We start from the raw sequence: 24634 nt of genomic DNA, 5'->3' as shown, positions 1-24634 counted from the left end.
ATTCTTAAGCACTTAAAATAGATTACATTTTTATGAAACAACTAAAGCACACGTTTTTTGCCGTGCTACTTCTGGTTGGGGCAACAGCAGTTGCGCAGGAGGAACAAGCACCTAAAGAAAAACAAGCAGGTCACACAAACACAAACAAGTTTAGACAACTTTATAATGAGTTTGCGACTCCTAATCAATACCGTACTGCCTCTGGAGCACCCGGTCCTGCTTACTACCAAAATGAGGCAGATTACGAAATGAAAATAACCCTTAATGATGAAAATCAGACGATAAGCGGTTATGAGACCATTACCTATCAAAACAACAGCCCAGATCAATTAGAATACTTATGGGTTCAGCTAGATCAAAATATTCGTAAAAAAGATTCACCTGCTCGTGAGCGCAACGGTAGTGGGATGTCTCCTGTAGCACAGCCTGCCGGGATTGTTTCAGAATATATGCAAGAGCCTTTTGATGGTGGCTTCAACATTAGCGAGGTTACTCAAGACGGTAAGCCATTAAAATATATGATTAACTACACGATGATGCGTGTAGAAATGCCTGAGCCTTTAGCTTCAGGAGATTCTTTTGAATTTAGCATTCGATGGAATTATAACATTCCTGAGCACACGGTAGATCGTGCGCGTTCAGGATATGAGAGCTTTCCTGACGGAAATAAAAACTATGTGATCGCACAGTTCTTTCCTAGAATGTGTGTGTACAATGACGTAGAAGGATGGCAAAACTACCAATTCTGGGGAAGCGGAGAGTTTGCACTTCCATTTGGAGATTATGATGTAGAGATCACAGTGCCGGCAGATCACTTGCTAGACGGAACCGGAAACTTGGTAAACCGTAAAGATGTGTATAGCAAAGAAGAGTATAAGCGTTGGGAACAAGCTACTAAAAGCTATGACAAGCCGGTAATTATTAGAACTCAGGCTGAAGCAGAAAACATTGAAAAAGGTCATAGCACAAAAACTAAAACCTGGAAACTTCAGGCAGAAAACGTGCGTGACTTTGCTTTTACGTCTTCTCGTAAATACATCATGGATGCTCAAGCGGTTAAGTTTCCAAAAGGAGACGTGATGGCGATCTCGATCTATCCTAAAGAAGGAAATCCGCTTTGGGAAGAATATTCAACTAAAGCAGTTGTGCAGACTTTAGAGTCGTACTCAAGAATGACTTTTGATTACCCTTATCCTAAAGCGATCTCTGTTCACGGTAAGAATCAAGGTATGGAATACCCAATGATCTGCTGGAACTATGGTCGTCCTAATGAAGATGGAAGCTATAGTGACCGTACTAAATTTGGAATGATCAGTGTAATTATTCACGAGGTTGGACACAACTTTTTCCCAATGATCGTAAACAGTGACGAGCGTCAATGGGGATGGATGGATGAAGGAATCAACACCTTTGTACAATACGTAGCAGAGCAGGATTTTGGTGAAAATTACCCGGAAGCTATTGCTCCTAATGCAAAATATCCTTCACGTCGTGGTGCTCCTTCAGCAATCACCGGATATATGGGAGGAAATCAAGATTTTATCGCTCCTATAATGTCTAATCCTGAGAATGTTTATCAGTTAGGAAACAATGCCTACGGAAAGCCTGCAACTGCTTTGAACATCTTGAGAGAGACTGTTATGGGCCGTGAGCTTTTTGATTATTCATTCAAAACATACGCGCAGCGCTGGATGTTTAAACACCCAACTCCTGAAGACTTCTTCCGTACTATGGAAGATGCTTCTGCAATTGATTTAGATTGGTACTGGAGAGGTTGGTTCTATACTACAGAAAATGTAGATATGGGCGTAGAAGAAGTAAAATCATATTACTTGACCGATAAACCTACCCAAGCAGGAAAAGCTTTAATGGAGCGTTACGGTGTTGATCCTGCAGGTAGAGATCTTGTTTATGTAGTCGAGGAGGATGGTGAAGATTATGATCCTGCGATGAAGAGTAAATCAAGTTTAGAAAATGCACCAAACCTACAAGAATTCTTGATGGACAACTTTAGTGCTGCCGAGCGTGCAAAACTAAAAGCGCCAAAGCATTTTTACGCGATTAAATTCAACAAGCCGGGCGGTATCCCAATGCCTATTATTGTAGAGTATAGCTATGCAGATGGTACCAAAGAAAAAGTTACCTATCCGGTACAGGTATGGCGTATGAATGACGCTGAGGTAACTAAAGTTTTAGCTACTGATAAAGAGCTTACCGGTGTACTTTTAGATCCGGATCTAGAGACTGCTGATGTTGATGTAAGCAACAACAGCTGGCCAAAACAGGCTCAAGAAAGTGAGTTTGATAGCTTTAAAGAAGGTACAGAAGACTAAGCCTCTTTAAGACATATTTAGTATATTAAAAGCCGATGTTTCTTACATCGGCTTTTATTTTTCCTATATATTTGCAGTGTTATGAGTATACCACTTTTTATTAGCGGAGGCGAGATTGCTTTTGTGATTTTTATTGTGATAATGGTTTTTGGAGCTGATAAAGTGCCTGATATTGCCAGAGGTTTAGGTAAGGGTATGCGCACTTTAAAGAATGCTACCGAAGACATCAAATCTGAAATCACTAAAAGTGCAGATAAACAAGGCATCAATACAGATATCGCAAAGGATATGAAGAAGGAAATTGATGACGCTAAGAAGAATATCGAAGAAATTACAGGTTCCGTAAAACGGAAATTCTAATACTGAAAAGCTATTTTAAATACAATTTTAAGCCTTTGAGCCTCCTAGCGTTCAAAGGCTTTTTTATTGCACAGATAACCCCGAAGCATGCCTTGTTAAATTTTATTACTTTATAATTAATTTCACCTCTAAAATGATAATTAAGTAATATCTTAAACAAGAAATTACAAATCTGTGGTTTTAACCTAAAATGCTTTAAAAGCCTTCATTCTTTATAGCATTTTAGTTCAATGATTGTATTTATTCTAAGTGTTAATTAGGAATCCCGACTTCAAAATGGAGTCGGGATTTTTGTTTGAGAGCCAATGGTACGAACAGTTTAAAAGTTCTTCGGCACTACGAGCTACTTTTATCTTTTACGGCTTATAGTCAGGCCATCTCTAATGGTAAGTAAAACCGTCTCTAGTCGATCATCTTCAGCAAGTAGCCGATTGTATTCTAAGAGCGCCTTTGTGGAGGTGTCTTTTGGATTGAGCGGTTCTACCACTTTACCACTCCATAACACGTTATCAGATAGAAGGAGTCCGCCAGGTCTGAGGCGGTCAATAATAAGATCAAAATAAGCCGGATAATTGGGCTTATCAGCATCCATAAAAATAAGGTCAAAGTCTTCTTCGATCTTTGGGATGATGTCAAGAGCCGGCCCTAAATGTTGTTTTATATTTTTGGCATATGCCGAAGCATCAAAGTATTTTTTTTGAAGATCTACTAATTCTTCATTGACATCAATGGTGTGCAAAATACCGTCTGGTTGTAAGCCTTCTGCTAAACAAAGCGCAGAATACCCTGTATAGGTGCCCACTTCAAGAATGACTTTAGGGTTAGCAAGTTTTGCGATCATACTTAAAATGCGCCCTTGATAATGACCACTTAGCATTCTGGGCTGAACTACTTTCTGGTAGGTTTCGCGGGTAAGCTTGCGTAACAACTCCGGTTCTTTTTCAGAGTGGGCTACGGCATAGTCGTCAAGATCTTCAGAGATAAAATGCATATTAATCTTCGCTTTCAAGGCCTTCTAAAACCTCCTCGTCATGTAACATTTTTCGGGTTTCCTGCTTCATTAGGTCAAGCTTGGTGCGCAGGCTCATATCTTTGATGAATTTTCCGTCGTAGATAAGATTTAAGATGGCTTTGTCTTGCACACGACCGCGGCGCATCGCTTCAGAATAGCGTAGATCTTCTCTAAAGGTGACCAGCGCATATTTTGAAAAATATTCAGTAGGAAACGCTTCTTCAAAGGCTATTTCTAGTTTTCTCTTTTCCTGAAAAATAGGACGGGCGGTATGTGCTTTCATTTCGTGAAAATTGTCTACCGCAAGGTCTGCAATGGCATCAGTATCTTCTTTACGCTCTTCTTGATAGGCTTTAAAAACAGCCTTCCAATCGCCTGCATACTGGTCTAAATATTGATCCAATACATAAATATCTTCAAAAGCAGAATTCATTCCTTGGCCATAAAAGGGTACAATTCCGTGCGCAGCATCTCCCAATAACAATACCTTGCCGTAGGCGTGCCAAGGAGAACATTTAATGGTGCCTAAAGGTGAGGTAGGATTTTCTTTAAACTCTGTGAGAAGATCAGGCATCAGAGCGAGTGCATCTGGATACTCGCGTTTAAAATAGTCAAGTACGGCTTCATCTGTATTTAAGCTGTCAAAGCTGTCTTTACCTTCTTCCCAAGAAAGAAATAGGGTGACGGTAAAACTTCCGTCGAGGTTGGGTAAGGCAATCATCATATCTTTTCCTCGGGGCCAGATGTGTAAGGCGTTTTTTTCTACTAAAAATTCGCCATCTGCTTTAGGAGGAAAGCTCAATTCTTTATAACCATGGGTTAAGAAATCCTGCCCGTAGCTAAATAAAAACTTGCGGTGCTCCAGCATACTTTTACGCAGGGCAGAGCCCACACCATCAGCTCCCATTACTACATCGGCTTGATAGGTTGTGGTTTCACCTGTTTTGTGATCTTCAAAAGTCGCCTGTGCAGTTTCGATATTTACGCCTGTACATTTTTGATTGAATTGCATTTTTATGGCAGGCATCTTATCACATTCGTCAAGCAACATGATGTTGAGGTCTTCCCGGGAAATAGAATTGATATATTCATTTCTACCGCTATACGGACTCATAAAAAGTTCACCTTCGGCGTTGTGAATCATACGCCCATTCATTGGGATACACAGCGGTAAGACTTTATCTTCAAGTCCGGCCAGGCGAAGGCCTTTCATTCCTCGATCTGAAAAAGCTAAATTGATAGATCTGCCGCTATCTACGATTTCTTTACGTAAATCAGGGCGCTTTTCCATCAGTGTGACTTTATATCCGCGTTGCGCCATGCGCAATGCTAAAAGCGAACCGCAAAGCCCGGCGCCAATGATTAAAATATGTTCTTGTTCTTGCGTTTTCAAAAGTGGTTTGTTAGTTGAAAATCCTCGAGGATCTTAAATGGTTATAAGGTTGCTAATAGCTCTTTTAGGCGTTGTGTCATTTCATACACATCTTCATAACTGTTGTACAATGGGGCTGGAGCCACACGTATAACATCAGGCTCACGCCAATCGCAAATGATGCCTGCTTGCATAAAGCCATCGTGCATGCTGCGGTCTGCGTTTTTAACTTGAATAGAAAGTTGGCACCCGCGTTCTTCTGCATTTTTAGGGGTAAGAATAGCTATGCGATCATCATCAAGTTGGTTGATGAGAAATTCCAGATATCCGGTAAGCTTTTTAGATTTGGCGCGAATATTTTGAAATCCGGCTTCCGCAAAAAGCTCTAGCGACGCACGAATAGGTGCCATTGACAAAATTGGCGGATTGCTCAGTTGCCAGCCTTCTGCCCCCGAAATAGGATCAAAATCGACGCGCATATTAAAACGGCTGTCCATTTTATGGCCCCACCAGCCTGTAAAGCGAGGGATATCTTTATCATCAGCGTGACGCTCATGTACAAAGCAACCTCCAATGGCTCCGGGGCCACTGTTTAAATATTTATAAGTGCACCATACGGCAAAGTCGGGGCCATTATCGTGCAAATCTGCATCAATATTTCCCACTCCGTGCGCAAGATCAAAGCCTACTTTACAACCATATCGGTGTCCTAGCTGGGTGATTTCTTTTATAGGGTATTTTTGACCGGTGTAATAATTAGAATTTCCGATCATTACTAGGGCAATTTCTTCACCGTGTTCTGCCATTAGCGCTTCCAGATCCTCAAAGCGGTTAAGATGCTCTCCCTCACGCGGTTGCCAAAGCAAAAGCGCATCATCTGGATTATAACCTTTTTCTTTGATCTGAGATTTTACCGCATAACTATCTGATGGGAAAGCGTCGCTCTCGATCAAGATCTTATAGCGCTTTGCAGTAGGCCGGTAAAAGGACACCATCATCAGGTGCAGGTTGGTAGAAAGTGTGTTCATCAACACCACTTCGCCGGGTTTTGCACCTACGATATCAGCCATGGACTTGGTCATCACTTCGTGATACGTCGTCCAAGGAATTTTAGCTTTAAAATGACCTTCAACGGCAAGTTCTGCCCAATTGCTGAGCTCTTGAGCTACATATTCTTTGGCTTTTTTGGGTTGAAGTCCTAGCGAGTTTCCGCAGAGGTAAATTAAATTATTGCCTGCTTCGTCTTTCGGGAAGTTGAATTCATCGCGAAATTTAGCAAGTGTATCGTCTGCATCTGCTTGTTTAGCAAAGGCTAAGGTGTTTTTATAAAGGGTGCTTGTTTGTTCTGACATAGATGGTAAAAATAACACATCGGCTCACGAGCGACAAACTTAGGTTTGCTATTCCTTCTAGGTATTTAGAATTGCAGTATTGTACACGCTCGCCCAATTATTTTGTGTTAATTTGAAGTTGATTTCAATTGAGGTTTTATGAATTCGTTGCGTCTGGTTTTTAGTAACTTACGGTATTTTACTCCGGTTTTTTTGTTTGCCACCCTAAATATTCTTTACGGGACCTGGGCGATCTATATTCCTAAAATAACAGCCAAGTTGCAGTTGTCTGAAGGTGAACTCGGCTTTGCGGTGTTTTTTATGGCTTTGGGAACCTTATGTACCATCCCTTTTGTACCCCGATTTATCAAAAACATAGGTTTAGGAAGAGCGGTTTTGTTTGCGGTAATTGGGTTTTGTGTGTTGATCATACAGCCATTTTTAGCGAGTACCTATGTGCTTTTGTGTGCCTCATTGTTTGGAGTAGGTATTTTTTCCGGATTGCTTGATGTGACTATAAACACTCTAGTCACCGAAATCGAGCGTCGTGACGAAGTGCATTTTATGTCGGTTTCTCACGGGTTTTTCAGTTTAGGCGGAATGCTGGGTGCCGGATTGGGCAGTTTGCTGATGCCTTACATCGCTTTACCAAAGTGGCACATAGCCGGTGTAAGCGCCCTGTTGATTCTAATCAATTTGCTTTTATGCAAACACTATTTTTCGATCAAAGCAGCAGCACACGAAGAGACCTCAAGCTTTAAACTGAAGAATTTGCGACCCTTAGTAGGTTTAGCATTAATAGGCTTTTTAGTAATGGCCGCAGAGGGAGCGATCGTAGATTGGAGCGCATTGTATATGGAGCAGGTAACTTTGGCAAGCGCAGCATTGGCGGGCTTAGGATATACTATTTTTAACGGAACAATGGCTATTGGCCGTTTTTTTGGAGATGCGATCAGCGCATCTTACGGATCACGTCTGATCATCATTGTAGGTTCTTTTATAGCAGCAATAGGTTTTGGAATTATCCTCAGCGGAAGTACTATTTACGCATTACTGGGTTTTGGAGCTGTAGGGCTTGGACTTTCTATTGTGGTGCCGGAATTGTTTAGATACAGCGGAAATTTAAAAGGAATACGTGCAGAAGAAGGCATAAGTTTTATCGCTGGTACCGGCTTTGTAGGCCTGCTTTTAGGTCCGGTTTTTCTTGGATTTCTGGCGGAAACCTTCAGCTTAAAAGGCAGTTTTAGTGCTTTGCTTTGTTTCACCGCATTAGCCGGCCTCATTGCTGTACGCTTAAAACGCAATTAAAAAAGCCCGTACAGAACGGGCTTGGTATTCAGTAAAACTATCTAAAGAAAGTCTGCGTCTTGGAATTTCCAACACTTAAATCTATTACTCTTCGGTTTTTACAGCGATATCTGTAAAATAAAGATGAACTGCATCTTCGGGAGCTTTATGATCTGCAGCGATCTTGATTCCTTTGTAATCTTTATAATCTTCCCAAGTGGTTACCATAGAATATTCTGAAACGTTTCCGCGGCGGTAAATCCATTCTCTAACCATATACTCATCATCATAAAAGAAATCGTAAGCATCCCCTGGTGTATAACCACCTTCTTCACCATTGTAGGTAAGTGTGATCTTACTCATTTTTTGTTGGCTCATAGGAGCGGTCGCTGTATCCTGAACTGTTAGTGTTGTGCCTTCATCCCAAACCAAATGCATAGGAGCGAGTAACCAATAGGCATCGTTTATGAAGCCTTTGTCTGCATCCATAGAGAGGCTATCTACTTCTTTTCGGTTGAAAGAAACCGTGTCTTTATCACTGCGCATCGTTACATCCATAGTTTGCGGATTCCATTTCCAGGCGCGTTCAAAATGGCTGTCACCACGATCTACATTGAAGGTGAACTGCACTTCTGTAACTGATTTCCAGTTTTCCAAGCCGTTTGCTTCGGCTATTTTATACGCGATTTCCTCTTCAGGAGTGCGGTCTTTTTCGGCAACCTCTTCGGTATTCACTACCGGCGGCTGCGATGTGGTTTCTTGAGATTTATTTTTACAGGCAAACAGACTTAGGCTTAAACCGGTAAGGAGTAGAATTTTTTTCATGGATTAGTCTTAATAGGATTGTTCATCGTTTTAAAAGTACAAAGCTTATTGTTTAGAGCGCGCATTTTAGAAAGATTTTATGATTGTCTGGGGCTTGCAAAGTGTAAGTCTACGCGTATTTTACGACTGTTAAAACAAATGAATTTGTATGAAAAAAATACTGCATAGATCTGAAACTCGAGGAGATGCTAACCACGGTTGGTTGCATAGTAAACACACATTTAGCTTTGCAAATTATTATGATCCGCAGCGTATGAACTTTGGTGTACTGCGCGTGTTGAATGATGATAAAGTAAGCGGCGGTATGGGCTTTGGAACCCATCCGCATCAAAATATGGAAATCATTTCGATTCCTTTATCGGGTGACTTGGAGCATCAAGACAGTATGGGGAATACTACCGTGATCAAAGAAGGAGATATTCAGGTTATGAGCGCCGGGACCGGTGTGCAACATTCAGAATATAACAAAAATAAGGACGAGGAAGTTCGTTTTTTACAGATCTGGGTCATTCCGCATACGCAAAATGTTGAGCCACGATATGATCAAATAACCTTGAAAAAAGAGGATCGTAAAAATAAACTGCAGCAAGTGCTTTCGCCCAACAAAGAGGATGCAGGTGTGTGGATTCATCAAGACGCTTGGTTTAATATGGTAGATCTTGATGCTGATAAAGCGGTTACTTATGATTTCAATCTAGCGTCAAACGGACTATATCTATTCGTTTTAGAGGGAAGCGTTGAGGTAGCAGGCGAAAAGTTAGAACGTCGTGACGGTCTGGGGATTTTTGATACGCAGTCGATCACCCTTAAAGCAAGCGAGCAGGCTTCGGTGCTTTTAATGGAAGTACCTTTACATGTTTAGCTGAAAAAAGGCCTGCACTGGCCGTGTGATTAAGACTGATATCTTATTGGCACTGCCAATTTCTCTTGGTCTTGACCTGAGCGGATTTACTTATTAATTTTGTTGAAACTATTAATTAAACCTTTAATCTATGGAAACACCAATTAAGTTAGAGTTAGTAGGACAAAAAGGAGAACTGTTTGCCTTGAAATATCCGGGACTACAAATTCCTATTCACGTCAACCAAGAGTTGCTTGAAAAATTTAAGGCCAGTGATGAATATGTGGTCATTGAGCATCAGTCTCCACCGGAGTATACTAATGAGCTTTGGGCTTCTTCAGATACAAAAAGTCAGATCAATACTTGATTTTTTAAAAGTGCGATACAAAACTGTATCGCACTTTTTTATTGGTACCGTTAGATCCTTAAAAAACTACATCGTTACCTTAAGAAATCCGCTAGGGATTTACGATTTTAATAACACAAGCGTGCCGGTTTTTTGCTTTTACATAGGTTAATTTTGCATTTTAGAATCAGGTCATGACAAAACGCTTTACAACTTCCTCTCGCAATTTAATCATACTCATTCTTGGAACGCTAATAGCTATTGGTCCGTTTTCTATTGATATGTATCTGCCCGGTTTTGGAAACGTAGCCGATGATTTTGGGGTAGACATCAGCAAGGTAGGTCTTACGCTTACCAGCTATCTTATCGGGATCGCATTGGGACAATTAGCTTATGGACCTTTGATGGATCGTTTTGGTAGAAGAAGACCGCTAATAGGCGGTTTGATTTTATTTACGGTTACTGCGTTGCTGTGTGCGTTCAGCTGGAATCTCAACATTTTAATCGCTGCCCGCTTTTTTATGGCTTTAGGAGGCTGCGCGGGAATGGTTGCTTCCAAAGCGATCGTAAGAGATTTGTTTGAGAAAAAACAGGTTGCAGATGTACTTTCGACCCTAATGTTGATTATGGGGGTTGCGCCTATAATTGCGCCTACGGTAGGAGGTATCGTTATTGGTGCTTTTGACTGGGAAGCTGTGTTTTATATTCTTGCAGTCTTTGCCATTCTGATGCTGCTGCTTATCACATTTGTACTTCCTGAAAGCGCAGCGCCTAACCGCAGTACTAGCTTACGACCTAAAAATATAGTACTAGAATACCTTTCAATTTTACGCAACAGAGAGTTCTTTATTTTTGCGATCACACGAGGCTTTACAATGGGATGTTTACTGAGCTATGTGAGCAGCGCTCCCTTTATTTTTATCGAATTCTTTGAACTGAGTGAGCAGCAGTTTGGGTGGGTCTTTGGGAGTAATGCCTTAGGTTTGATTCTGGGAAGTCAGATCAACCGTTTGGCCTTAAAACGCTTTTCACTATTGCAAATTACTGTCACGACTTGTGTCGCATTGAGTGTACTCACAGCCTGTGGTTTGGGGATAAGTTTTCTAAACTTAATCAGTTTTTGGGTGGTGTATCCTTTCCTGTTTATGATGCTCTTTTTGATTGGTTTTCAAAACCCTAACGTGACCGCTTTATCTTTAGATCCTTTCACGAAACAAGCGGGAAGCGCTTCGGCATTAATAGGAAGTATTGGGATGATCTTTGGTTCTGTAGCCAGTATTTTGGTTGCTCAACTAGTGACCGAAAGCGTCAAGCCGTTACTCTACATTTTATTCGGAAGTGCGTTATGCAGTCTGGCGTTGGTGCTATATTATCTCAACAGACGCAAAACTTATGCTTTGCAGACTTCTTAATTCATAAACCGAAGCATTTTAAGAATTACCGAAGCGCTTGTCTGAAATTCTGCTCTTCTCAACTATTAAGAAAGTTTTGGTTTCGCTAGAAACTTATTTGTTAGTATTTTAAAACCTGAAACTAAAAGTCTGCTAAAAAGGCTCTTTAAATAGCTCACCCATTTTAAAAACTAACTTATGAATTCAAAAAAAGCCCTTCCTCTAATTCTCATTTTACTTTTTGTGACATTGCCTGTGCTTGCGCAAGAAAAAAGTTATGATTTCGGTCTTTATTTAGGTGGAGTGAATTATTATGGGGAGGTGGGCAAAAAGAAAGCGATTGCGCCTAATCGTGCGTTTTTTGGACTTATAGGAAAAATGAATTTTAATGAAAAGCTGAGTGCTCGTGCTACGTTGACCTATATGACGCTGTATGCAGATGATCGCAATGCCGGGGATGAATACCGAGCTAATGGAAGAGGGCAGTCCCTATTTTACTCCTTTGAGAACAGTCATATAGAGCTTACCGCAGGTATAGAGTATACGCCGTTTTCATTTTTTAAAAATTCAAGAAATCCAATTGATTTTTATGTTTTTGGAGGCATAGGAGCAGCTTATGGAGATGAATTGTATTACCCGCTTTCAGCAGGATTTGAGGATGTAGCAGCAGAAAAGTACGGTACAAGTACACGTCTGGTAGTACCTTTTGGCGCCGGATTAAAAACGTTTGTGGGTAGTAAATTTATGTTGGGCTTAGAGTTAGCTCCTCGCTATACTACTTCAGATAATTTTGATGGAAGTCATCCTGATGAACCGCGTTTAGAGCCTAACCAACTTCCTAATTTTGCCAATAATGATTGGTACACCTACATAGGCATTACTCTGACGTATCGCATAGGTAAAGGTAGTGACGCGTATTGTGATTGTACATTATAACGGGTTAATGACTTCTTCAAAAGCTAAAAATTGCCAGAGTAGTTTATAGTGTTCTAGTGTTTGCAATTAGCTAATCTAAACCACTACTTGGCGTATTCTTCAATTACAAAATCGCCCCAGTCAGCAATAGATTGTATTAAAGGAATTAGAGTTTTACCAAAATCAGTTAAGGAATATTCGACTTTTAAAGGTGGTTTTGATGTATAAACTTTTCTTTTGATCAGGCCATCTTCCTCTAACGCTTTTAGTTGTAGACTCAAGGTTCTTTCGGTAACCGTAGGCATTGATTTTCTCAATTCGTTATACCTTAATTTTTTATTTATTAGATGGAAGAGGATCACCGTTTTCCATTTTCCACCAATAATTCCCATCGTTAAGCTTGCACAACAAGGGTATTCGTTACCTCTGAAAGTAATCATTTTTGCATCTGCTTTTTCCATATAATTAGTACTATCATTTTTGACCGTTATTGCAAAGATATTATGCTATACATAATTTTGCAACTATAAAAATTATAGTATAATCTAAACATTAGAAAATGAACTTAAAAGAAACACTAGACTGGAGATACACAACCAAGGAATTTGACCCAAATAAAACTATATCTGAATCAGATATGAGGCAGGTGAAAAATCTATTACGAATGAGTCCTTCAAGCGTCAACTTACAACCTTGGCATTTTATAATTGCTGAATCGAAAGAGGGAAAAGAACGAATAGCAACAGGGACACAAGGCTTTTTTCATTTTAATGAACCAAAAATTGTAAACGCATCGGCAGTTATACTGTTTTGTTCAAAAATTGATGCTAATGATAAATATTATCAACATATCGCCGATACAGATGATAAAAGCGGGAGGTTTCCAAATGAAGATATAAAAAATGGATTTTTAGGTGCTGTAAAGACATTTGCAGGAATTCATAAATATGACTTGAAAGACTTAAATCATTGGATGGAAAAGCAAGTTTATCTAAACATAGGAAGCTTTTTATTAGGCGTAGCAGCCCTTGGCATAGATGCTACTCCCATGGAAGGTATTGATGTAAAAGCCTTAGATGAAGAATTTGGTTTAAGAGAAAAAGGATATACTTCTTTAGTTGCGGTATCCATAGGTTATAGAGCTGAATCTGATTTTAATGCTACTGAAAAGACACCAAAATCAAGATTGCCTGAAAGTGAAATTATCACTGTAATCTAAACTTCTAATAATGATTCAGTCAAACTTCTATTTAATTCTTTTTGTAGGATTAATTTTCTCTTGTGACAATCCAAAATCAGAAGAAAAAGCGACAGAAAATACTATTTCTGAAATTATAAAAAACCCAACAAATAAAGTTGGTTTAAGTTCTGATATTCTATGGGAGAAGATGAATCCTGCACGAGGTGATCAAAGCCCTCTGGCCGGAACAATTTGGGGAGATAGAAAAGCTGAGGTCTCAACTGGATATATTGGGAAATTTATAGATGGATTTTCATCACCCGCACACATTCATAATGTAACATATCGTGCCATTGTGATGAAAGGATTAATACACAATGATGACCCAAAAGCAGAAAATATGTGGATGCCTGTTGGCTCATTCTGGACACAACCGGCTGGTGAACCACATATTACGTCTGCTAAAGGAGAAGAAACCATGGCGTATATCGAGATCGATAACGGTCCATACTTAGTAAAACCAACAAATGAGTCTTTTGATAACGGGGAACGCCCAGTTAATATTGATGCCTCTAATATGGTATGGCTTGACAATACCCAAACAAATTGGATTTCAGGCTATAACCAATCAGAAATTAGTTTTTTATGGAAAAATGCAGAAGATATTTGTGGCGTTCTAGTGAAACTACCTGAACATTTTAGAGGAAAAATTTATAGTAGAGGTACTATTTTTTATGGAGTAATTATAGGTGGAAATGTTGATTATAAAATGCCTGATACAGATTCTGTAATAAACTTAGACGCTGGAAGTTATTTTGAATCAACAGGAAATAGTGTTCACGATATTTCAACAGCTGAAGACACTTTAATTTACATAAGGTCTAGCGACAAAATTAAAATTGAATAAAGTCAGATTCCCATAAGCAACGAATGGAACATATAGCGGATAAGAGCAAAATTAAGGTTTAGTTCTTACCCGCTATTTTTTCATTCTAACTGAAATTGTTACCATTAAATATACCGCTTTTTAAGTATGAGACCACGGCCCTCAATAACTAAGAAAGTATCTTTGCGTAATGGCAAGACGGTTAGACAGCATTAACGACTCAAAAAAAACGAACGTGCGCGCATCCTTTCAAGCGTTACGTTTTATTCCCAGATTTTTTAAAGAAATAGGTCAGGTGAGTCCGCTGCTATTTACGCTTAATCTTTTAAGCAGACTCATCAATGCTTTTGCGCCTGTGGTGATTTTGTGGGTGGGCAAGTTGATTATAGATGAGATCATCGCACAGGTCGCTGCAACTTCGCCAGACTATACCACGCTCTGGAATTATGTTTTGATCGAGTTTGGAGTTACAATTCTCGCAGATATCATCAACCGAGTCATAGCCATCACAGACGGATTACTGGGAGATCAGTACAACATCGTTTCTTCAGAAAAAATGATACGTAAAACCAGCAAGATCGATATGGTGCATCTTGAAGATTCTGAGTTTTACGACAAATTAGAGCGTGCACGCCAGCAAACACAAGGGCGCGTGGGTTTAATGAGTTTAGCCCTAGGACAGCTGCAAGGTTTGATCTCGATCGCCACATTAATCGCAGGTCTTATTTATTTTCAGCCGTTATTGATCATTTTATTGGCGCTAAGCATTATTCCGTTATTTATTAATGAAGTTAGGTTCAGCGGTCAGCAATATTCGCTATCCAGAAGTTGGACGACCGAACGCCGCGAACTAGACTATTTACGCTATATAGGCGCTAATGATAAAACTGCAAAAGAGATCAAACTCTTTGGGTTGACCGATTTTATTGCCAACAGATTTAAAACGCTTAGCCAGCAGTATTATCAGATCAATAAAAAGCTTACCGTCAAACGCAGTATTTACAGTGCTATTTTTAACGTGCTGGGTGTGGTGTGTTATTACGCGGCTTATTTAGTGATTATCAAAAGTGTTTTAGAAGGGAGGATTACCGTGGGTGAGCTTACCTTTTTATCCGCTTCTTTTAATCGCTTGAGGAATACGTTGCAATCCTTTTTTACCAGTTTTACGCGCATCACCCAAAGCGCTTTATACCTCAAAGATTATTTTGATTTCATAGACTTAAAGATTCCTGATGAGCATAAAAACGTTCTTCCGTTGCCCAAAGTTGTGCGCGAAGGTTTTGAAATACAAGATGTACATTTTTCCTATCCGGGTAGTGAGCATCAGGTTTTAAAAGGCGTGAGTTTTCAACTGAAAGCTGGAGAGAAAATGGCGTTTGTGGGTCAAAACGGGGCAGGTAAAACCACTTTGATCAAATTACTATTGCGCTTTTATGAGCCCACTCAGGGTGCGATCTTGTTAGATGGAGTCAACATCAATCGCTATAATAAAGCCGAATATCAGCAAATGTTTGGTGTAATTTTTCAAGATTTTTTCCGGTATGAGTTTACGCTGCGTGAAAATATTGCTGTTGGAGATATCGGTTCGGTAACTGATGATAATCGCATTCAGGAAGCAGCACGCTTGAGTCTGGCAAATGAAGTGATCGAAGGTTTAAGTCTAGGTTATGATACCCAATTAGGAAAACGATTTAAAGACGGACAAGAACTATCTGGCGGTCAGTGGCAAAAAGTAGCACTTGCCCGTGCGTATATGAAAGATGCCCAAGTGATGGTACTTGATGAGCCTACTTCGGCTTTAGACGCGCGTGCAGAATACGAGGTTTTTGAACGTTTTATTGCACTTACCGAAGGCAAGACGAGTATTATTATTTCGCACCGCTTTAGTACCGTGCGTATGGCAGATCGCATTCTGGTACTTAAAGATGGTAAAATACTAGAATTAGGAACACACGACCAACTGATGCAAACCCCTAGCTTGTATGCAGAATTGTTTGAGTTGCAGGCACAAGGTTATAAATAAAAGCTTGTGCTAGTCTAAAAAACTTTCGGCTTAAAGCGCATTAGCACTTAAACCACCATCTGCGGTGATGTTCTGACCAGTAATGTAAGAAGCTTTATCCATTGCCAAAAAAGCAATGGCACTGGCGATTTCTTCGGGTTGAGCAAAACGGTTTAATGGCGTTCGTTCTACGATTTTTGCATAGCGCTCTTTTTGATCAATAATGGGTTTTACCAGAGGAGTTTCGGTATACCACGGGGAAATCGCATTGACTCTGATATTTTTATCGGCCCATTCTGAGGCTAAACTTCGGGTTTGTTGAAGAATTCCCGCTTTAGCCATCGCATAAGGCGCACCGCTCTTTACATCTTGCAAAGCTGCTACCGAAGCCACATTGATTACTGAAGCTTTCCCTGATCGTTTAAGAAGTGCAAAGAATTTTCTAGTTAATTCAAACGGAGCGATCAGGTTGGTATTAATCACTTGCTCGTATTCTTCAACCTCGTACATTATCGCTTCTTTGCGAATGTTCATTCCGGCATTATTGACTAAAATATCTAAGGAACCGCTACGCTGAAAAACAAAATCGGTAAGCTTGTCTTGATCGTCTTCAGAAGTTACATCACCTTGCATCCCGGAAGCGATATAGCCCATCTCTCCTAATTCTTGTTGAAAAGCCGTTACTGCGGCTCCATCACGCGCTGTAAAGATGACTTTTGCTCCTAGTTTGGCAAATTCTAAAACGGTAGCTCTACCTATTCCTTTAGTGCCTCCTGTGATCAAGGCAGTTTTTCCTTCTAAATTCCACATAACTTCAAACTCAATTTGCCGGCAAAACTACAAAGACTCTAAAGTCTATACCCAAATTTTAGATGGAAATACAGATTAAGTATTAATTCATAAAGCAAAAAAAACCTCACATTTGCGAGGTTTTCATTTTTTAGGAGTAACGCCAAAGCGTTTATTCCACTAGATCTGTTCTCTAATTAAAAATCAAAATTATCAGGATTCGGACCAATACGCTCGTGCTTGTCTAGCGCATTAATGGTTTGCATATCTTCTTCGGTTAATTCAAAATCAAAAATGGCTGCGTTGCTTTCAATATGGTCTTTTGAAGTAGATTTAGGGATAGTAATTACACCATTTTGTAAATCCCAACGCAAGACGATATGAGCAGGAGATTTACCGTATTTTTCACCTAATTGTTTCAAGGTTTCATTTTTAAAAGCCTTTCCTTGCATTAATGGAGACCAGGCTTCGTATTGAATTCCGTTTTCCTTACAGAAGTTCTGAAGATCCTTTTGTACTAGCCAAGGATGAAATTCTAATTGATCTACCATAGGTTTGATTTCTGCATCTTGCATAAGATCTTTAAGATGGTGCTCTAGAAAATTACTTACTCCGATCGCTTTAATCTTTCCATCTTTATATAATTTTTCGAGTGCGCGCCAGGTATCTTTATATTTACCTTCAACCGGCCAATGAATTAAGTAGAGATCAAGATATTCAGTATCTAAACGGCTTAATGTTTTTTCGAAAGCTTCTAATGTGGCCTCATAGCCTTGATCACTATTCCATAATTTACTGGTAAGGAAAATATCTTCACGTGAAATGCCACTTTCTTTTATCGCTTTCCCAACACCTTCTTCATTGTCATAAGCTTTTGCGGTGTCTATATGTCTATAACCGGCAGCTAAAGCCCATTTTACCGCGTTGATCACTTCTTTACCATTTTCGGCCTTCCAAACCCCAAGCCCAAAATATGGCATGTGCACGCCATTACTTAATTCCCAAGTTCCGTGTAGGTTGGTAATTTCTTTATTTGCAGTTGTAGTACTCATAATTTCAATTTTACTCTAAAACTAATAAATAGCTTGTGGTATAAAGAAGCTTTTAACCCTTCTTAACTGCTGTATGTTAAGGGTTTTTAGAAGATCAAGCATAAAAAAAAAGCCACACCAAAAGGTGCGGCTTTCAACTTGTTAATGCAACAGATTAATCTACTGCATCTTCAGCAGCATCACCAATGTCATCTGCTGCATCTTCAATTTTATCTCCGGTAGATTCTCTACAACTTTGTAAGGTTGTACCCATAACTCCGGCTAGAAATAGAAATAAAAAAATACGTTTCATAATTTGAATTTTAAGGTTAGAAATTTTGGTTGTTTATAAGCGTCGGCCTGTTGCTAGTCGGTATAAGATCGCGATGACCGCAAGCACTAGTAAAATGTGAATCAAGCTACCTACAGATTCGGCAAAGCCGAAATAACCTACAAGCCAGCCAATGATTAAAATCACTACAATAAGCCAAATAATATCTCTCATCGTTATATAAGTATTGGTTAGAGATATGAAATTAGCAGATTCAATTTAAACTTGTTTTTTGATTAACAGTGAATTAACGCCGAGATTAGAAATTTTGTGGGTTCTTTATGATTTCTTGGGCGCGTTTAACAAGTTGTTCTAATTCATCAGGATCTTTTTTCTCCAGCATTCCCATCATCATATTCATACGTTGGTTATTCTCAAAATGTTCTTTCTTTTCCAAAAGGAAATTCCAGTATAAACTATTGAAGGGACACGCCTTTTCTCCGGTTTTTTTAGAAACGCTGTAATGGCAAGAGCTGCAATAGTTACTCATTTTATTGATGTAGCTTCCGCTAGAAACATAGGGTTTTGTCGCAACAATGCCGCCGTCTGCAAACTGACTCATACCACGTGTATTGGTGATTTCTACCCACTCCAAAGCATCTATATAAATCCCAAGGTACCAAGCGTCAACTTCATCTGGATGAGTTTGGGTGAGTAAAGCATAATTTCCCGTGATCATCAAACGCTGAATGTGATGCGCATACGCGTGCTCTAAACTTTGCTTAATGGCGTGATGTAGGCAATTCATTTTCGTTTTTGCCGTCCAGTAAAATTCAGGTAGTTCGTTCTGGTTATCGAGTTTGTTGCTTCTGCGGTAACCGGGCATTTTCATCCAGTAAATACCGCGCATGTACTCGCGCCAGCCTAAGATTTGGCGTACAAATCCTTCCACTTGACTGATGTCAATTTCCTCTTTATGCTCACGCCAATGGCTGATCACTTTTTCGATCACTTCAAGGGGATGCAGCATTTTGCTGTTCATCGCAAAGCTCAGTCTGCTATGAAATAAATAAGCCTGATCTGGATCCATCGCATCTTGATAATCTCCAAAATGCTTCAGCAGATTGCTGCAAAAATAATTCAGCACACTTAATGCGTCAGGGCGGGAGGTAGGCCAATTGAAATTTTCAGCATCAACGCTGCCTATGGTTTTAATCCCGGCATCTTTGACCATTTTATGTATTTCTGAAAGATCTGTGCGAAAACCTCGCTCATGCGGAATTTCAGGTTCTCCTTTCCACTTTTTGCGGTTGCTGTGGTCAAAATTCCATTTTCCTCCTTCGGGATCTTTGTCGTTGACCATCATGATATTGTATTTCTTTCGCATATCACGATAGAAATACTCCATTGTCAAGGTTTTCTTTCCTTCAAAAAAATCAGCAAGATCTGTGCGACTGGTTAAAAAATGTTCGGTGTCAACTGCTTGAGTTTGGAGGCGTATATCATTACAAAAATTTTCAAGTTGTTCATCAAGCCGATACTCGTCAGGAAGTTGATATTCAAAACGATCAATATGATGCGCTTTAAAAAGTTGGTTTAAGTTTTTGGTCAGGTTCTGCGTGTTATCAGGATGATCTAATTTGTAGTAAATCACGCTATGCCCGCGTTCTTCAAGCCATTCCGAAAAATTCCGCATTGCGGAAAAAAATCCTAGAATCTTTTGGATATGATGGGTGACATAATCTGTTTCCTGGCGCATTTCGGCCATAAAATAAAGTACATCGTCATCTACTTGATCATACCAAGAATGCTTTTGATTGAGTTGGTCTCCTAAAATTAAACGTAATGTTTTTGCCATAATGATCAATCAAATAAAGAAGGTTCTAGCCAAAGGCGTTGGTATTTACCTGAGCTGTCGTAACGTTCAGCCTGACTTTGAATATTAAATTTTCGATCTCGCGGATCGTTACCCACTCCGCTGTTGTACATCCAATTCCCATAATTGCTGTGCACATCATAATCGATCAACATACTCTCAAAATAGGCTGCGCCTATACGCCAATCTTGCTGTAATTCTTTTGCCCAGTAACTCGCAACATTCTGACGGCCACGGTTGCTCATCCAGCCGGTCTCAGCAATTTCTTTCATATTGGCATTTACAAAATCATATTTTGTCTGGCCGTTTATCCATTCTTTTTTAGCGGCTTTGTTGGTTTTCCAATCGTAGTCTTTTTCCAGAATTCCACCGATCTTAAAAATTTGATTACCGTATTTAAGCGAAATATATTTGAAAAAATCCCGCCACATCAGTTCAAAAAACAACCAATAGGTACTGTCATTCTTGACCTCTTCGCGTTCGAACTTTTTGATTTCCCAATAAATAATTCTTGCCGAAATACTGCCGTTAGCAAGCCACGCCGAAAGTTTTGAACTATAATCAGTACCCACCAGACCGTTTCGGGTTTTCTTATATACCTGAAGTTTTTTTGATTCCCAGAAATACTGTTGAATGCGCTGTGAAGCTTGTTGCGCTCCACCTTTAAAAGGGAATGCTGTGCGATTATCTATTTTAAAATCTTCTAGTCCCAGATCGCTAAGACTGGGGATATCAGTTGGCTCGTTAATCAGATTTGTTTTAGGCTGCTGTTGCGGTTCAACACATTTTCTGATATGGAGTGCTTTTTCGCAGGTTTTACGCCATTGCGTAAACACGTTGGGAATTGCCTCAAAGGAGTCATACGGGAGGTCTTCAGGATGGATTAAGAATTGGTCATAATTTGCGGTGAAAGTCACAGAAGCTTCGCAGGCCTGCTTCACATTTTTTTGAACCTCTACTTCTTCAGCAGTCCATTCTTTTTGATAATAAATCTGACTGACCTTGTGTTTTGCAGCCAGCTTCGGTATTGCGTCTTCCGGTTTTTCTAAATAAACCAATAAGGTAATATTTAGCTTTCTGAGATCCTCACGCAATTCTTGAATGGTTTCAATCAAAAATTGAGCACGAAAGCGTTCGGTTTTTTTAAATCCAAACGGACCGATTTCAAAATGTCTGGGATCAAAACAATACACAGCAACAACCCCTGCGTCATTAGTGCAAGCCTGTTGTAAACTGGTATTGTCTAAGGTGCGTAAGTCGTGTCTAAACCAAACTAGATTCATTAGCGTTTTTATTTCGTCTGCAGCGTTCACTACAGTATTTGACATCTTCCCAGTTTTTTGCCCACTTTTTGCGCCAAGCGAAAGGTTTTCCGCAGGTTGCGCAAATTTTCTCAGGAAGATTTACCTTTTTATGAGCCAAGATCGGTAATTGATTTCACGGCCTGATCGGGCTGCGCATAGGTGAACCTGTTCAAAATCTGGGGTAGCGCGTAACCATCTAAGCCATCAATGCAAACTGTTTGAGCACGCTCAAGATTGAGCCAGCCATCTTCAGCTTGAATTTCGCGATCCACGTAAATGTGTTTAATGGCGCCAATTATAAAATGGCAATTGTTCTCTTTAATGAAATACTCATTCTCAAATTCGCATCCCAATTTGATTCTGCTTTGCTTTACGTATGGTGCTTTAAAATCGTCAAGATATTCTTCGTTTAGTAAAGTTTTGTCAAATTCAGAAACATTACCGGCGTATTTAGCTGAAGTTTTATGTGCTTCTTTAATGAAATTTTGATTGACGTGGTTTACTGTAAACACACCAGACTTCTTGAGGTTGTCATAGGTGTTACGCTCTACGGAAGTAGGACGCAATACAAAACCCAGAAGCGGTGGATTGCTCCCAAGGTGTGTAACCGAACTGAAAATGGCAACATTAGAAACGCCATCTTCTGAAATACTTCCTAAGAGATTAGCCGATTTAAAACCGGTGCAACTGTTTATAAAATGTGCACGATATCGGGACGGCATATCAGCTATCTGTTCTGCTGTGTAATGTCTCATAAAAAAAGGGTAAGTTTTAACCTACCCTCAATTTACTGTGTGTTCAAGCGTTAAGCTGTTAACATTAAACAAAATAACAAAACTTTAAATGTCTAAGCTTCTTGCGCTTGCACGTTATACTTAGGATAATCAGTATATCCTTTTTCTCCTTGTGTGTAGAACGTATCTTGGTCCCATTCGGCTGTTGGGGCTTTGATTGCAAAGCGTTCTACAAGATCTGGATTGGAAATATAAAGTTTTCCGTAGGCTACAAGATCTGCATTTCCTTCTTTGATCACCGCATTACCGCTCTCTTGATCAAAATTTGCATTGATCATTAAATTTCCGTGGTATTTTGGGCGATAGTGCTTCGCGATTTCTGTTTCAAGAAAGTCGATATCACTAACATCTGTGAACGGTTCAGAAAGGTGCAAATAGGCCAAGTCGTAATTATTGAGACGCTCTACGATATAGTCAAAAGTAGGAATGGTTTCTTCTGTTGCATCAATACCAAACACTCCATTTAGTGACGGATTAAGACGCACACCTATTTTATTTTCGGGCATCACCGCTTTGACTTTATCTAAGGTTTCAAAAAAGAAACGGGCTTTATTTTCAATGCTTCCACCATAGTTGTCTGTACGCACATTAGAATTTTTATTAAAAAACTGATGGAATAAATAACCGTTAGAACTGTGAATTTCAACGCCATCAAAACCGGCTTCCATTGCGTTTTTAGCAGCAGTTACAAAGTCATCTTGCGTTTGTTGAATATCTTCAAGCGTCATCGCTTTAGGTTCAACGGTGTCTTTGAAACCTTCAGAAGTAAAGGCTTTAGCATTAGGGTTTACTGCAGATGGAGCGAGTGGCTTGTCACCATTATGAAAATCAGGGTGTGACATACGACCTACGTGCCATAATTGAATAAAGATCTTACCATCTTCGGCGTGTACAGCATCAACCACTTTTTTCCAACCGGCAACCTGCGCTGCAGAATGAATCCCCGGCGTATGAATGTAACCTACAGCCTGAGGAGAAACTTGTGAGCCTTCAGTAATGATTAGCCCGGCACTAGCGCGTTGCGTGTAATATTCTACGTGCATGTCAGTAGGCGCATTCTCAGGATTATCAGCGCGACTACGCGTCATAGGTGCCATTACGACACGATTTTTTAAGGTAGTTGCACCTAGTTTAAAAGATTGTAATAAAGGTTGATCAGTTTTCATAATTTTTCTTTTTCTGCGGAAGCAACAATTATTAGTGCTGCAATTCCTAGTTTATTTTTAATTGCTTTTTTGGTCTAATCGGAGTAAAAGCCCTAACAGTTTGGGCTGTTAAACCTTTTATAAAATCTATTTTGATTTGGAATAAACGATTGGTTATGTGAGCCATAAAGGCTTCAAAAGGTTTGGAGTAGCTATTTAATCGTCAATGTTTTCGCGCATTTCACTTTTGCGCATAGGCATCTGATCTATGGTCTCAAAAATGATTTTCACATCAAGCGGAAAGGTTTTTTGAAACTTCACTCCGCCATCTTTTCCTATAAGTGTAATGCCTTCATAAGTATTTGGGATCTGATATTTTTGGCGTAACGGCCCAACTTGAAAGCCTGAAACCACCTTTAAGTCTTTATCGTACAGCCGTCCTTTAGCTAAAACAAAAAGCAGAATATTGCGGTCCTCTATTTTTTTGGTCGCATTTTTCATGTGTTGCCAGTGGGTGACAAAACTTTCCGTCTCGAGGCTGGTGGTAGAAAAAACCACAATGCGGTTGCGCCATTTGTATTTAGAAAAGTCGTTTTGTGCAGAAGCAGTCAGCGCAAATAAAACTAAAGAGATATTGGTGAGGGTTTTCATAAATGTGCTTGGTCTTTTAAAAGGTCAGGAAATTGTTTTTTAAATCGGTTAAGTCTGGGTATTGAAACCCCAATTATATAGGGATCGTTAGGGTGCTTACGCTCGTAATCCTGATGATAGGCTTCGGCCTCCCAGAATTTTTGAAAAGGCAATACTTGAGTCACGATTTCACCATCATAAACGGTTTCATTGAGCTGTGTGAATATGCTATCAATAATGCGTTTTTCTTTTTCGTTTTGATAGAAGGCTATAGAGCGATACTGTTTGCCGCGATCAGGACCTTGACGATACAGTGCCGTGGGATCGTGTGATCCAAAGAAGGCAATGACTAAATTGCGATAACTTACCGTGTCAGGATTATAAAATACTTCTATGGCTTCGGCGTGGTTCGTTTTTCCGTAGCTTACTTCTTTGTAGGTGGGGTGTTCTTCAAAACCACCGCTATAGCCGCTTACGGCTTCCTTAACTCCTTTGATGTTCTCAAAAATCGCTTCTACACACCAAAAGCAACCGCTTGCAAAATAAGCACGTTCATAGCCCTCCACAGGTTGCGTTTGCACCGGAGGTAGCTTAGCCATCCTTTGATCACTTTCTAAAGAAGTAGTGTTCTTACAGCTTAGGCATAGCGTTATTAATACAATGTAGCTCGTTATAAAGCGCATAGCATGATTTTCTACTTAAATATAACGAGA

Annotated in this window: 26 protein-coding genes; 10 read left to right on the top strand and 16 right to left on the bottom strand. The window is 39.8% G+C overall.

Annotated elements, in window-relative coordinates:
• Nucleotides 1-32 precede the first annotated feature (32 nt).
• Nucleotides 33-2333 (top strand): M1 family metallopeptidase, encoded by a 2301-nt coding sequence (locus tag LDL79_RS03990; RefSeq protein WP_225599247.1) that lies wholly within the window; start codon nt 33-35, stop codon nt 2331-2333.
• An 81-nt stretch (nt 2334-2414) separates the two neighbouring features.
• The gene (locus LDL79_RS03985; RefSeq protein WP_009781325.1) at nt 2415-2693 is read left to right on the top strand and encodes a Sec-independent protein translocase subunit TatA/TatB; all 279 of its coding nucleotides are present in this window, start codon (nt 2415-2417) and stop codon (nt 2691-2693) included.
• Between the two features lie 349 nt (nt 2694-3042).
• Here LDL79_RS03985 and LDL79_RS03980 read toward each other — a convergent pair whose 3' ends face one another.
• Genes LDL79_RS03980 through kynU form a run of 3 tightly spaced genes read right to left on the bottom strand, consistent with a single transcriptional unit; the run spans nt 3043 to nt 6429 of the window.
• Complete coding sequence (locus LDL79_RS03980) at nt 3043-3684, bottom strand: O-methyltransferase (protein WP_225599246.1); 642 nt, start codon at nt 3682-3684, stop codon at nt 3043-3045.
• A gap of 1 nt (nt 3685) precedes the next feature.
• Nucleotides 3686-5098, bottom strand: a complete 1413-nt coding sequence (locus LDL79_RS03975; protein ID WP_225599245.1) for an FAD-dependent oxidoreductase — start codon at nt 5096-5098, stop codon at nt 3686-3688.
• A gap of 41 nt (nt 5099-5139) precedes the next feature.
• A complete protein-coding gene (gene kynU, locus LDL79_RS03970) occupies nt 5140-6429 on the bottom strand; it encodes a kynureninase (RefSeq protein ID WP_225599244.1) in 1290 nt (429 codons plus the stop codon).
• 138 nt (nt 6430-6567) lie between these two features.
• On the opposite strand from kynU, the gene LDL79_RS03965 reads away from it, so the two are divergent.
• Entirely contained in the window at nt 6568-7716 is a 1149-nt protein-coding gene (locus tag LDL79_RS03965; protein WP_225599242.1) for an MFS transporter, read from the top strand.
• 84 nt (nt 7717-7800) lie between these two features.
• Here the strand turns inward: LDL79_RS03965 and LDL79_RS03960 are convergent, their stop codons facing one another.
• On the bottom strand, nt 7801-8520 hold the full coding sequence (locus LDL79_RS03960; protein WP_225599240.1) for a hypothetical protein: 720 nt from the start codon (nt 8518-8520) through the stop codon (nt 7801-7803).
• 148 nt (nt 8521-8668) lie between these two features.
• Between LDL79_RS03960 and LDL79_RS03955 the strand changes: the two genes are divergently transcribed.
• The 4 genes from LDL79_RS03955 to porG all read left to right on the top strand — a co-directional run bounded on the left by LDL79_RS03955 (nt 8669) and on the right by porG (nt 12034).
• The gene (locus tag LDL79_RS03955; protein ID WP_225599238.1) at nt 8669-9382 is read left to right on the top strand and encodes a pirin family protein; all 714 of its coding nucleotides are present in this window, start codon (nt 8669-8671) and stop codon (nt 9380-9382) included.
• 130 nt (nt 9383-9512) lie between these two features.
• Nucleotides 9513-9728: a hypothetical protein gene (locus tag LDL79_RS03950; protein WP_072983540.1), complete on the top strand. Its 216-nt coding sequence runs from the start codon at nt 9513-9515 to the stop codon at nt 9726-9728.
• Between the two features lie 173 nt (nt 9729-9901).
• Nucleotides 9902-11119 (top strand): multidrug effflux MFS transporter, encoded by a 1218-nt coding sequence (locus tag LDL79_RS03945; protein WP_225599237.1) that lies wholly within the window; start codon nt 9902-9904, stop codon nt 11117-11119.
• Nucleotides 11120-11296: 177 nt separating this feature from the next.
• Entirely contained in the window at nt 11297-12034 is a 738-nt protein-coding gene (porG, locus tag LDL79_RS03940) for a type IX secretion system protein PorG (protein WP_225599236.1), read from the top strand.
• A gap of 83 nt (nt 12035-12117) precedes the next feature.
• Here the strand turns inward: porG and LDL79_RS03935 are convergent, their stop codons facing one another.
• Nucleotides 12118-12453: a winged helix-turn-helix transcriptional regulator gene (locus tag LDL79_RS03935; RefSeq protein ID WP_072983881.1), complete on the bottom strand. Its 336-nt coding sequence runs from the start codon at nt 12451-12453 to the stop codon at nt 12118-12120.
• A 119-nt stretch (nt 12454-12572) separates the two neighbouring features.
• Between LDL79_RS03935 and nfsB the strand changes: the two genes are divergently transcribed.
• The 3 genes from nfsB (at nt 12573) to LDL79_RS03920 (ending at nt 16102) form a co-directional block, all read left to right on the top strand.
• Nucleotides 12573-13232, top strand: coding sequence for an oxygen-insensitive NAD(P)H nitroreductase (nfsB, locus tag LDL79_RS03930; protein WP_225599235.1), 660 nt, complete (start codon nt 12573-12575; stop codon nt 13230-13232).
• Nucleotides 13233-13242: 10 nt separating this feature from the next.
• Nucleotides 13243-14100, top strand: a complete 858-nt coding sequence (locus LDL79_RS03925) for a DUF4437 domain-containing protein (RefSeq protein ID WP_225599234.1) — start codon at nt 13243-13245, stop codon at nt 14098-14100.
• A 169-nt stretch (nt 14101-14269) separates the two neighbouring features.
• The gene (locus tag LDL79_RS03920; protein WP_225599233.1) at nt 14270-16102 is read left to right on the top strand and encodes an ABC transporter ATP-binding protein; all 1833 of its coding nucleotides are present in this window, start codon (nt 14270-14272) and stop codon (nt 16100-16102) included.
• A 30-nt stretch (nt 16103-16132) separates the two neighbouring features.
• Here the strand turns inward: LDL79_RS03920 and LDL79_RS03915 are convergent, their stop codons facing one another.
• The 11 genes from LDL79_RS03915 to msrA form a co-directional block, all read right to left on the bottom strand.
• Nucleotides 16133-16891 carry an SDR family oxidoreductase gene (locus LDL79_RS03915; RefSeq protein ID WP_072983551.1) on the bottom strand — a complete coding sequence of 253 codons (759 nt, stop codon included), beginning with the start codon at nt 16889-16891 and terminating at the stop codon, nt 16133-16135.
• A 176-nt stretch (nt 16892-17067) separates the two neighbouring features.
• Entirely contained in the window at nt 17068-17922 is an 855-nt protein-coding gene (locus LDL79_RS03910; RefSeq protein ID WP_225599231.1) for an aldo/keto reductase, read from the bottom strand.
• A 154-nt stretch (nt 17923-18076) separates the two neighbouring features.
• Nucleotides 18077-18214, bottom strand: a complete 138-nt coding sequence (locus LDL79_RS03905) for a hypothetical protein (protein WP_164916932.1) — start codon at nt 18212-18214, stop codon at nt 18077-18079.
• Between the two features lie 33 nt (nt 18215-18247).
• Entirely contained in the window at nt 18248-18406 is a 159-nt protein-coding gene (locus LDL79_RS03900) for a lmo0937 family membrane protein (protein WP_128755699.1), read from the bottom strand.
• An 85-nt stretch (nt 18407-18491) separates the two neighbouring features.
• Complete coding sequence (locus LDL79_RS03895) at nt 18492-20030, bottom strand: cryptochrome/photolyase family protein (RefSeq protein ID WP_225599230.1); 1539 nt, start codon at nt 20028-20030, stop codon at nt 18492-18494.
• 5 nt (nt 20031-20035) lie between these two features.
• The gene (locus LDL79_RS03890; protein WP_225599229.1) at nt 20036-21376 is read right to left on the bottom strand and encodes a DASH family cryptochrome; all 1341 of its coding nucleotides are present in this window, start codon (nt 21374-21376) and stop codon (nt 20036-20038) included.
• The gene (locus LDL79_RS03885) at nt 21312-21470 is read right to left on the bottom strand and encodes a DUF2256 domain-containing protein (RefSeq protein WP_225599227.1); all 159 of its coding nucleotides are present in this window, start codon (nt 21468-21470) and stop codon (nt 21312-21314) included. Before LDL79_RS03885 ends, LDL79_RS03890 begins: the two co-directional genes overlap by 65 nt.
• Entirely contained in the window at nt 21460-22107 is a 648-nt protein-coding gene (locus LDL79_RS03880; protein WP_072983559.1) for a flavin reductase family protein, read from the bottom strand. Before LDL79_RS03880 ends, LDL79_RS03885 begins: the two co-directional genes overlap by 11 nt.
• A 92-nt stretch (nt 22108-22199) precedes the next feature.
• On the bottom strand, nt 22200-23312 hold the full coding sequence (locus tag LDL79_RS03875; protein ID WP_225599226.1) for an alkene reductase: 1113 nt from the start codon (nt 23310-23312) through the stop codon (nt 22200-22202).
• Nucleotides 23313-23507: 195 nt separating this feature from the next.
• Nucleotides 23508-23942, bottom strand: coding sequence for a DUF4174 domain-containing protein (locus LDL79_RS03870; protein ID WP_225599225.1), 435 nt, complete (start codon nt 23940-23942; stop codon nt 23508-23510).
• Nucleotides 23939-24520, bottom strand: a complete 582-nt coding sequence (gene msrA / locus LDL79_RS03865; RefSeq protein ID WP_225599224.1) for a peptide-methionine (S)-S-oxide reductase MsrA — start codon at nt 24518-24520, stop codon at nt 23939-23941. The genes LDL79_RS03870 and msrA overlap by 4 nt, the downstream gene beginning before the upstream one ends.
• Nucleotides 24521-24634: the final 114 nt, after the last annotated feature.

The sequence above is a fragment of the Leeuwenhoekiella palythoae genome (genome assembly GCF_020310025.1).
In the GTDB taxonomy this organism is placed as follows: domain Bacteria; phylum Bacteroidota; class Bacteroidia; order Flavobacteriales; family Flavobacteriaceae; genus Leeuwenhoekiella; species Leeuwenhoekiella palythoae.
This window is presented reverse-complemented; position numbering and strand designations above follow the sequence as displayed.

What these genes read in the sequence shown, in the direction of transcription:
- LDL79_RS03990 (WP_225599247.1), top strand. Translation starts at nt 33, where the DNA reads ATGAAACAACTAAAGCACACGTTTTTTGCCGTGCTACTTCTGGTTGGG.
- LDL79_RS03985 (WP_009781325.1), top strand. Translation starts at nt 2,415, where the DNA reads ATGAGTATACCACTTTTTATTAGCGGAGGCGAGATTGCTTTTGTGATT.
- LDL79_RS03980 (WP_225599246.1), bottom strand. Translation starts at nt 3,684, where the DNA reads ATGCATTTTATCTCTGAAGATCTTGACGACTATGCCGTAGCCCACTCT.
- kynU (WP_225599244.1), bottom strand. Translation starts at nt 6,429, where the DNA reads ATGTCAGAACAAACAAGCACCCTTTATAAAAACACCTTAGCCTTTGCT.
- LDL79_RS03965 (WP_225599242.1), top strand. Translation starts at nt 6,568, where the DNA reads ATGAATTCGTTGCGTCTGGTTTTTAGTAACTTACGGTATTTTACTCCG.
- LDL79_RS03960 (WP_225599240.1), bottom strand. Translation starts at nt 8,520, where the DNA reads ATGAAAAAAATTCTACTCCTTACCGGTTTAAGCCTAAGTCTGTTTGCC.
- LDL79_RS03955 (WP_225599238.1), top strand. Translation starts at nt 8,669, where the DNA reads ATGAAAAAAATACTGCATAGATCTGAAACTCGAGGAGATGCTAACCAC.
- LDL79_RS03950 (WP_072983540.1), top strand. Translation starts at nt 9,513, where the DNA reads ATGGAAACACCAATTAAGTTAGAGTTAGTAGGACAAAAAGGAGAACTG.
- LDL79_RS03945 (WP_225599237.1), top strand. Translation starts at nt 9,902, where the DNA reads ATGACAAAACGCTTTACAACTTCCTCTCGCAATTTAATCATACTCATT.
- porG (WP_225599236.1), top strand. Translation starts at nt 11,297, where the DNA reads ATGAATTCAAAAAAAGCCCTTCCTCTAATTCTCATTTTACTTTTTGTG.
- LDL79_RS03935 (WP_072983881.1), bottom strand. Translation starts at nt 12,453, where the DNA reads ATGATTACTTTCAGAGGTAACGAATACCCTTGTTGTGCAAGCTTAACG.
- nfsB (WP_225599235.1), top strand. Translation starts at nt 12,573, where the DNA reads ATGAACTTAAAAGAAACACTAGACTGGAGATACACAACCAAGGAATTT.
- LDL79_RS03925 (WP_225599234.1), top strand. Translation starts at nt 13,243, where the DNA reads ATGATTCAGTCAAACTTCTATTTAATTCTTTTTGTAGGATTAATTTTC.
- LDL79_RS03920 (WP_225599233.1), top strand. Translation starts at nt 14,270, where the DNA reads ATGGCAAGACGGTTAGACAGCATTAACGACTCAAAAAAAACGAACGTG.
- LDL79_RS03915 (WP_072983551.1), bottom strand. Translation starts at nt 16,891, where the DNA reads ATGTGGAATTTAGAAGGAAAAACTGCCTTGATCACAGGAGGCACTAAA.
- LDL79_RS03910 (WP_225599231.1), bottom strand. Translation starts at nt 17,922, where the DNA reads ATGAGTACTACAACTGCAAATAAAGAAATTACCAACCTACACGGAACT.
- LDL79_RS03905 (WP_164916932.1), bottom strand. Translation starts at nt 18,214, where the DNA reads ATGAAACGTATTTTTTTATTTCTATTTCTAGCCGGAGTTATGGGTACA.
- LDL79_RS03900 (WP_128755699.1), bottom strand. Translation starts at nt 18,406, where the DNA reads ATGAGAGATATTATTTGGCTTATTGTAGTGATTTTAATCATTGGCTGG.
- LDL79_RS03895 (WP_225599230.1), bottom strand. Translation starts at nt 20,030, where the DNA reads ATGGCAAAAACATTACGTTTAATTTTAGGAGACCAACTCAATCAAAAG.
- LDL79_RS03890 (WP_225599229.1), bottom strand. Translation starts at nt 21,376, where the DNA reads ATGTCAAATACTGTAGTGAACGCTGCAGACGAAATAAAAACGCTAATG.
- LDL79_RS03880 (WP_072983559.1), bottom strand. Translation starts at nt 22,107, where the DNA reads ATGAGACATTACACAGCAGAACAGATAGCTGATATGCCGTCCCGATAT.
- LDL79_RS03875 (WP_225599226.1), bottom strand. Translation starts at nt 23,312, where the DNA reads ATGAAAACTGATCAACCTTTATTACAATCTTTTAAACTAGGTGCAACT.
- LDL79_RS03870 (WP_225599225.1), bottom strand. Translation starts at nt 23,942, where the DNA reads ATGAAAACCCTCACCAATATCTCTTTAGTTTTATTTGCGCTGACTGCT.
- msrA (WP_225599224.1), bottom strand. Translation starts at nt 24,520, where the DNA reads ATGGCTAAGCTACCTCCGGTGCAAACGCAACCTGTGGAGGGCTATGAA.